Here is an 8,036-nt window from a genome sequence, read left to right as displayed (position 1 = left end):
CCGCCGAGTCATCGCCGCCAAGCAGCACGCCCTCGACGCCGGCGGCGACTACGATCAGCAACGACTCGTTGATCACTGCGCCTGACTAGACGCCGATCCGAATCCCACCACCCCACGGGGCACTATCGTTGCGTTCGGCCTCGGCGTGACCGCTGTCATGGCTGTTGGGCCTATACGTGAACCGGGGGCTGTGCCCCGCACCATCCTGGCCGTGGAGATCGGCGGACCCACCGCAGGGGACGCGGCGGCACTGATGCGATGTCTCGAGCGAATCGACGGCTGGCCACAGACGCCGAAACCCAGATCACGCCAGAGGAACCGCCTGCTGGGAGTCGACATGGGCTATCGCGCCAAGCCGGAGTTGGCGAACTTCCTGATGAGCCGCCGAATCGATCGCATCCATCGCTACCCGAAGTCAGGAAGACAAGCGGGAGCCCGCACCACATTCATTCTCCCGTCTGTGTGGCCAACAGAGGAGATCCGCGACCAGAAGGCGCCGATGCTGCCAGGGCCGGTGCTGGCGTGGGGAGACTTCTACTGTCCAGCTGCGATGGATCGGCTCGCCGGCAACCCGACTCACCGGATCCGGCAGATCAACGAAGATCCCGCGGGCCTGGACCGGTACGACAAAATGCTTGCCGAGCGCCTCCCATTTGTCATGGGGCGCTTGGATCGCCCGCGGCTCCGCGACGTCAAGCGAGCCGCCCGCCTGCCAGGAGAAACAAAGGACCTCAGATGGAAGTGCAGGCTGCAATGCCCGGCTGAGCAGGGTCGTGTGCGGTGCCCTCTCAAGCCGAACAGCCTTGACGGCGACCACACCAAACCGCTCGCGGCGCCGGACTGGAGCCCTAGCCGGTACCAGTGCTGCCAGTCAGAGGTCACCGTCACTCTCAGCGAGCGGCAACTGTCGTCATTCCAACCCGGGCCGACACCAGGCAGCTTCGAGTACCAGAGCATCCTCGATACCTATCGATCTCGGACCGAAAGTAGGTTCGCGCACCTGAAACACCCGTGCGTGACCGGGTTGAAGCGGACCAACGTCGGACCACGCAGAGAGCCCCTGCTCATGATGCAGATCGGTATCGCCGTCGCTGTCAGCAATCTCAAGCTGCAACGAAACTTCAAGCCCGACTACACAGACGTGATCGAGCGGAATTTCAGGATGACAGACCGAGCTCTTGGGCGGAAGGCAACCCGCAAGCCGTATCGATCCTAAACACGGCCAACCTTCAACGAGCCGGGCCTCGACCGTCGAACGACGGTCGAGGCCCGGCCGCGTATGCCGCAGTCGATCTATGCGGTACTTTCCGGGCACCCACGGCCGCTCGTGGCTACGGCGCGATCTCCGTCGGCGTATAACGATGCCGAGAGAGTTGACCTTTGTCGCCAAGGGCGTCGCACGATCGAGAGTCAGGGGGCAAAGATGCAGGTCAAGGTGTGCGAATAGGCGAATCAATCCTTGCGGAACTTTGACGTAAACCTCGCGGATTCGCCCCGTCGAAAGCGCCTCGGAGCTCTACCTTTCAACTCCTCACAGAGCGGGTACACCCCGGGTCGTCAGCAGGAGACGACCCGGGGTGTTCTGCATTTCGGAGGCCGCGCCGGAAAAATATGGCATGTGTCACACGGCTCGCGAAAATGCCCAAACCGGCTTCAGTCCGGCGCACAGTGTCCCGTAGGGTAACCCGGAAGTTCGTCCGGGAGACGTGGCACCACCCTGCCCGCCCCGGAAGACGACGCCATGACGGCGGACGAAGCAGGGGTCACCATCCCACCCCGAGCCGCTTCGTGAGCTCTGATCTCGGATCGGTGACTGGAGCGCACCCCGGAAAAGCACGTGCCGGGCCTGTGGAGAAAACGTAGAACACGCCAAAACTCGAAACGTCAGAGCCGGGGCACACGCGTCGGCTCGCTCACAACGCAGTAAAAGGATGACCTATGGCTTCGAGCCTCGAAGAGATCCCTGATATGAAGCCGGACCCCGATGTCCGCGATGCCGGCGATGCGCCGTCCGTGATCGGTGTGGTCGCCGAGTCCAACCCGGCGGAGAACCGCGTGGCGGCGACGCCCGAGACGGTCGCGAAGCTGATCGGCCTGGGATACCGGGTCGTGGTGGAACACGGTGCCGGTACCCGCGCGGAGTTCGCCGATGCCGCCTATGCGGACGCCGGCGCCGAGCTCGTCGACGGTGACGCCGCGTGGACCGCTGATGTGGTGATGAAGGTCGCCGTGCCCACCGAGGCCGAGGTGGCGCGGGTTCGTTCTGGCGCGACCCTGGTCGGGTTGTTGGCACCGGCGCAGAACGAGCACCTGCTCGGTGTGCTCGCCGAGCGCGGCGTGACCGCACTGGCGATGGATGCGGTCCCCCGCATCTCGCGGGCGCAGTCGATGGACGTGCTGTCCTCGATGGCCAACATCGCCGGCTACCGCGCCGTGATCGAGGCCGCCCACCACTTCGGTCGGTTCTTCACCGGCCAGGTCACCGCGGCGGGCAAGGTCCCGCCGGCCAAGGTCCTGGTCGCCGGCGCGGGCGTGGCCGGTCTGGCCGCGATCGGGGCCGCCTCCAGCCTCGGCGCCATCGTGCGCGCCACCGACCCGCGGCCCGAGGTGGCCGACCAGGTCAAGTCGATCGGCGGCGAGTACCTGCCGGTCGAGGTGCCGGAGGAGGAGAAGGTCGTCTCCACCGACGGCTACGCCAAGGCCACCAGCCAAGCCTATGACCGCGCAGCCGCCGACCTGTACTCGTCGCAGGCCGCGGACGTGGACATCATCATCACCACGGCGCTGATCCCGGGCCGTGCGGCGCCGCGGCTCATCACCGCCGCCGATGTGGCCACCATGAAGCGCGGCTCGGTCATCGTGGACATGGCCGCCGCACAGGGCGGCAACGTCGAGGGCAGTGTGGCCGACGAGGTCGTGGTGACCCCCAACGGCGTGACGATCATCGGTTACACCGACCTGGCCGGGCGTCTGCCCGCGCAGGCCTCGCAGCTGTACGGCACGAACCTGGTCAACCTGACCAAGCTGGTCACCCCGGACAAGGACGGCGTCTGGGCGCTGGACATGGACGACGTGGTCCAGCGGGGCGTCACCGTCACCCGGGACGGCGAGATCATGTGGCCGCCCCCGCCGGTGCAGGTCAGCGCCGCCCCCGCGGCGGCGGCCCCTGTCGCGGTGGCCGAACCCAAGCCCGAGAAGAAGCCGATGTCGGCGGGGGCCAAGCTGGGCCTGATCGCGCTGGGTATGGCGTTGCTGCTGGTGCTGGTGGCGGTCGCCCCGGGCGAGATGCCGCAGCACATCACCGTGTTCGTGCTGGCGATCGTGATCGGCTACTACGTGATCGGCAACGTGCACCACGCGCTGCACACGCCGCTGATGTCGGTGACCAACGCGATCTCGGGCGTAATCGTCGTGGGAGCGCTGCTGCAGATCGGCATCGACAACACCCTGGGCCTGGCCCTGGCCGCCATCGCGATCCTGGTCGCCTCCATCAACGTCTTCGGCGGTTTCGCCGTGACCCGTCGCATGCTCGCCATGTTCTCGAAGGGAGCCTGAGACCATGTCACTCGTGACTGCCGCGAACGCGGCGTACCTGGTTGCAGCGCTACTGTTCATCCTCTCGCTGGCCGGTCTGTCGAAGCACGAGACCGCCCGTCGCGGTCTGACCTTCGGCATCTCCGGCATGGCGATCGCATTGGTGGCCACGGTGGTGCTGGTGCTCGATCACCAGCCCGCCACGGTCGGCATCGTCCTGATGGTCGTGGCCGTGCTCGTCGGTGCCGCGGTCGGCCTGATCCGCGCCCGTAGCGTGCAGATGACCGAGATGCCCGAGCTGATCGCCCTGCTGCACTCGTTCGTCGGCCTGGCCGCGGTGCTGGTGGGCTGGAACGGCTACATCGAGCCCGAGCTGCACGGCGAGCTCACCGGTTCACTGCTCGGCATCCACCACGCCGAGGTGTTCATCGGCGTGTTCATCGGCGCGGTCACCTTCACCGGATCGATCGTCGCGTACCTGAAACTGTCGGCCAAGATGAAGTCCGCGCCGCTGGTGCTGCCGGGCAAGAACCTCATCAACGCCGGCATCCTCGTCGCGTTCGTGGTCCTGACCGTGTGGTTCGTCATCTCCCCGGCGCTGTGGATGCTCATCGTCGTCACCATCCTGGCCCTGGCGCTGGGCTGGCACCTGGTGGCCTCCATCGGCGGCGGCGACATGCCCGTCGTGGTGTCGATGCTCAACTCCTACTCGGGCTGGGCCGCCGCGGCGACCGGTTTCCTCCTGGGCAACGACCTGCTCATCGTCACCGGCGCGCTGGTGGGCTCCTCGGGTGCGTACCTGTCGTACATCATGTGCAAGGCCATGAACCGCTCGTTCTTCTCCGTCATCATGGGTGGCTTCGGTATCGAGGCCTCCTCCGGCGAGGACAAGGACCACGGTGAGCACACGGAGATCGACGTCGCCGGCGCAGCCGAGCTGCTCGCGGGTGCGTCCTCGGTCATCATCGCGCCCGGCTACGGCATGGCCGTGGCGCAGGCGCAGTACCCGGTCGCCGACCTCACCCGCACCCTGCGCGAGCGCGGCGTCGACGTGCGCTTCGCCGTCCACCCGGTCGCCGGCCGCCTGCCCGGTCACATGAACGTGCTGCTGGCCGAGGCCAAGGTGCCGTACGACATCGTGCTCGAGCTCGACGAGATCAACGACGACTTCGCGGATACCGACGTCGTGCTGGTCATCGGCGCCAACGACACCGTGAACCCGGACGCCGCTGAGGACCCGGGCAGCCCGATCGCGGGAATGCCGGTGCTCCACGTCTGGGAGGCCGAGAACGTCATCGTGTTCAAGCGGTCGATGGCCGCCGGCTACGCCGGTGTCCAGAACCCGCTGTTCTTCCGCGAGAACACCCAGATGCTGTTCGGCGACGCCAAGGACCGTGTCGGCGACATCCTGGCCGCGGTGAAGGACCAGCAGGGCGCGGGCGTCTGACGCCCACACACGCGGGGCCGGCGTACGATCCGGCCGGCCGGGCAGGGGCGGTTCCCTTCGGGGGACCGCCCCTGCCCGCGTCTTCCCGCCCCGGGCGGCGCGACGCCCCGGCCGGGGCGGGTAGAAGTGGGGACATGACCTACCCGGATACCCGCCTGTTCATCGACGACCAGTGGACCGACTCCGCCGACGGCCGCACCATCGACGTGCTCAACCCGGCCGACGGCAGCGTGATAGGCACGGTCGCCCACGCCACCACCGCCGACCTCGACCGAGCGCTCGCCGCCACCGAGCGGGGCTTCGAGGTGTGGCGGGACACGACCCCGGCCGGGCGCAGCAGGATCATGCGCGCCGCTGCTCAGCTGCTGCGCGATCGGGCGGGGGCCATTGCCCGGATCATGACGCTCGAGCAGGGCAAACCGCTGCGGGAGGCCAAGGGTGAGATCCTCGCGGCGGCCGACATCATCGACTGGTTCGCGGACGAGGGACTGCGTACCTACGGCCGGCTGGTGCCCCACCGCACCGACATCACCATCAGACAGATGGTGGTCAAGGATCCGGTCGGGCCGGTGGCGGCGTTCACGCCTTGGAACTTCCCCGTCAACCAGGTGGTCCGCAAGATCGCGGCCGGATTGGCGTCCGGCTGTTCCCTCATCGTCAAGGCGCCCGAGGAGACCCCGGCCAGCCCCGCGGAGCTCATCCGCGCCTTCGCCGACGCGGGGATGCCGGCGGGTGTGCTCGGTCTGGTCTACGGGGACCCCGCCGAGATCTCCGGCCATCTCATCCCGCACCCGGTGATCCGGAAGATCACGTTCACCGGGTCGACGGCCGTCGGCAAACAGCTCGCCGCGATGGCGGGGCAGCACATGAAGCGCAGCTCGATGGAACTCGGGGGTCACGCCCCGGTCATCGTGTGTGATGACGCGGACCTGCAACTGGTCGTCGAGAGCATGGGCCCGATGACGTTCCGCAACGCCGGGCAGGTGTGCATCTCCCCGACGCGCTTCCTCGTGCAGAACGGTGTGCGCGACGAGTTCGCCCGCGCGCTCGCCGACCACGCCGACCAGATCCGGGTCGGCAGCGGACTCGAGGACGACACCACGATGGGCCCGCTGGCCAACGACCGTCGACTCGCGGCGATGAGCGAGTTCCATGACGACGCGGTCGGGCGCGGCGCCGAGGTCCTCACCGGCGGCCACCGCATCGGCGAGGCGGGCAACTACTGGGCGCCCACCGTGTTCTCCGGAGTGCCGACCGAGGCGCGGTTGTTCAACGACGAGCCGTTCGGCCCCGTCGCGGGCGTCCGCGGGTTCGATCAGCTCGACGAGGCGATCGCCGAGGCCAACCGCCTTCCCTACGGACTGGCCGGTTACGCCTTCACCGGATCACTCGCGAACGCCGATCTCCTCACCCGGAGGGTCGAGGTGGGGATGCTGTGGGTCAACATGCCGTCCATGCCCTCGGCCGAGTTGCCGTTCGGCGGGGTGAAGGATTCCGGTTACGGCTCGGAGGGTGGCCCCGAGGCCATGGAGTGCTACCTCAACACCCGGTCGATCGCGATCCGGAACGTCTGACCCGCGGCCGGGCACGACGAACCCCGGGGTCCGCCACCTGTTCTGATCGAACGGGCAGCAGACCCCGGGGCCACGGGAGTCGCGTGAGGTGTCAGCTCTTCGTCGTGTTAACCACCTCCTCCGGGGTCGTCTCCGCGGCCTCGGCGGTTCCGAGGCCGTCCTGGAAGTACGCCATCTCGCGGTGGTAGGCCTTGTCGAGGCCCTCGAGCTCGTCGTCCTCGGTGACGCGGAGCCCCATCGTCTTGTGGAGCACCACCGCGATCAGCAGGGTCACCAGGAACGAGTAGGCGATGACGGCCACCGTCGCGAGGGTCTGCGCGCCGAGCTGCCCGAACCCGCCGCCGTACAGCAACCCGGCCTCACCGACGGGGGAGGCCGGATCGGCGATGACGCCGATGAGCAGCGTGCCGATGACGCCGGCGACGAGGTGCAGGCCCGCCACGTCGAGTGAGTCGTCGTATCCCAGACGGAACTTCAGGCCCACCGCGTAGTGGCACACCACACCGCAGATCAGGCCGACCGCGATGGCACCGAGGGGGCTCACCGACGAGGCGGCCGGGGTGATGCCGACCATGCCTGCGACCAGCCCGGACGCCACACCCAGGGTTGTGGGGTGCTTGGCCCGGACCTGCTCGGTGATCATCCACGCCAGGGCCCCGCACAGGGCGGCGACGACGGTGTTCAGGGCGGCGACACCGGCGGTGTTGCCCGCGGCGACCGCCGAGCCGGCGTTGAACCCGATCCAGCCGGCGAAGAGCATCCCCGCGCCGAGGAACGTCAGCGGGACGCTGTGCGGCCGGCTCACCGTGGGGAACCCGGCGCGACGGCCGAGGACGAGCACCAGGGCGAGCGTGGCGATGCCGGCATTGATGTGGATGGCGGTGCCGCCGGCGAGGTCGATCGCCCCGAGGCCGTTGGCGATCCACCCGCCCACGACCGAGCCGTCCTCGGAGTCGAACGCGAACACCCAGTGGGCGACGGGGAAGAACACGAGTAGCGGCCACACGGTGGCGAAGACCAGCCAGGTGGAGAACTTCATGCGGTCGGCGACGCCGCCGGCCACCAGGGCGACCGTGATGCCGGCGAACAGCAGCAGGAACCCGGCGAACAGAGCGGGCGGAAGCCCCGGCGTCTCCGGCTCGGCCATGATCCCCCGGAGCCCCAGGAACTCCACGGGGTCGCCGAGGAGTCCTGCCCCGCCGATCGAATCGCCGAAGGTGAGGGAGTACCCGACGACGACCCACAGCACGGCCATGATCGCGACCGCGCCGATCGTCATCATCATCATGTTGAGCGTGCTGCGGATGCTGACCATGCCGCCGTAGAACAGGGCGAGTCCGGGCACCATCAGCGCCACGGCGACCATGGCCGCGAGCACCCAGGCGGTGTCTGCCGCCGCGATGGCTACGTCCATCTGTCTCTCTTTTCTGTGCAGGCCACCGGGGGCGGCTGTCGGGATAAGCGAACGTTTCACAGTGTGA

The 8,036-nt window shown here is 68.1% G+C and carries 5 protein-coding genes; 4 read left to right on the top strand and 1 reads right to left on the bottom strand.

Annotated features, from left to right (window positions below):
- Nucleotides 1–211: 211 nt before the first annotated feature.
- The 4 genes from AC3DE3_RS17045 (at nucleotide 212) to AC3DE3_RS17030 (ending at nucleotide 6,555) form a co-directional block, all read left to right on the top strand.
- Nucleotides 212–1,216 carry a hypothetical protein gene (locus AC3DE3_RS17045; RefSeq protein ID WP_488370814.1) on the top strand — a complete coding sequence of 335 codons (1,005 nt, stop codon included), beginning with the start codon at nucleotides 212–214 and terminating at the stop codon, nucleotides 1,214–1,216.
- Nucleotides 1,217–1,968: 752 nt separating this feature from the next.
- Complete coding sequence (locus AC3DE3_RS17040; protein ID WP_488370815.1) at nucleotides 1,969–3,555, top strand: Re/Si-specific NAD(P)(+) transhydrogenase subunit alpha; 1,587 nt, start codon at nucleotides 1,969–1,971, stop codon at nucleotides 3,553–3,555.
- 4 nt (nucleotides 3,556–3,559) lie between these two features.
- Nucleotides 3,560–4,981: a Re/Si-specific NAD(P)(+) transhydrogenase subunit beta gene (gene pntB, locus AC3DE3_RS17035; RefSeq protein WP_260486195.1), complete on the top strand. Its 1,422-nt coding sequence runs from the start codon at nucleotides 3,560–3,562 to the stop codon at nucleotides 4,979–4,981.
- A 134-nt stretch (nucleotides 4,982–5,115) separates the two neighbouring features.
- Complete coding sequence (locus AC3DE3_RS17030) at nucleotides 5,116–6,555, top strand: NAD-dependent succinate-semialdehyde dehydrogenase (RefSeq protein ID WP_488370813.1); 1,440 nt, start codon at nucleotides 5,116–5,118, stop codon at nucleotides 6,553–6,555.
- Between the two features lie 91 nt (nucleotides 6,556–6,646).
- Here the strand turns inward: AC3DE3_RS17030 and AC3DE3_RS17025 are convergent, their stop codons facing one another.
- Nucleotides 6,647–7,969 (bottom strand): ammonium transporter, encoded by a 1,323-nt coding sequence (locus tag AC3DE3_RS17025; RefSeq protein ID WP_488370812.1) that lies wholly within the window; start codon nucleotides 7,967–7,969, stop codon nucleotides 6,647–6,649.
- Nucleotides 7,970–8,036: the final 67 nt, after the last annotated feature.

Source organism: Dietzia sp. IBK-p2-16D (genome assembly GCF_057773085.1).
The sequence above is the reverse complement of the archived record's forward strand: the minus strand, read 5'-3'. Positions and strand labels throughout refer to the sequence as shown.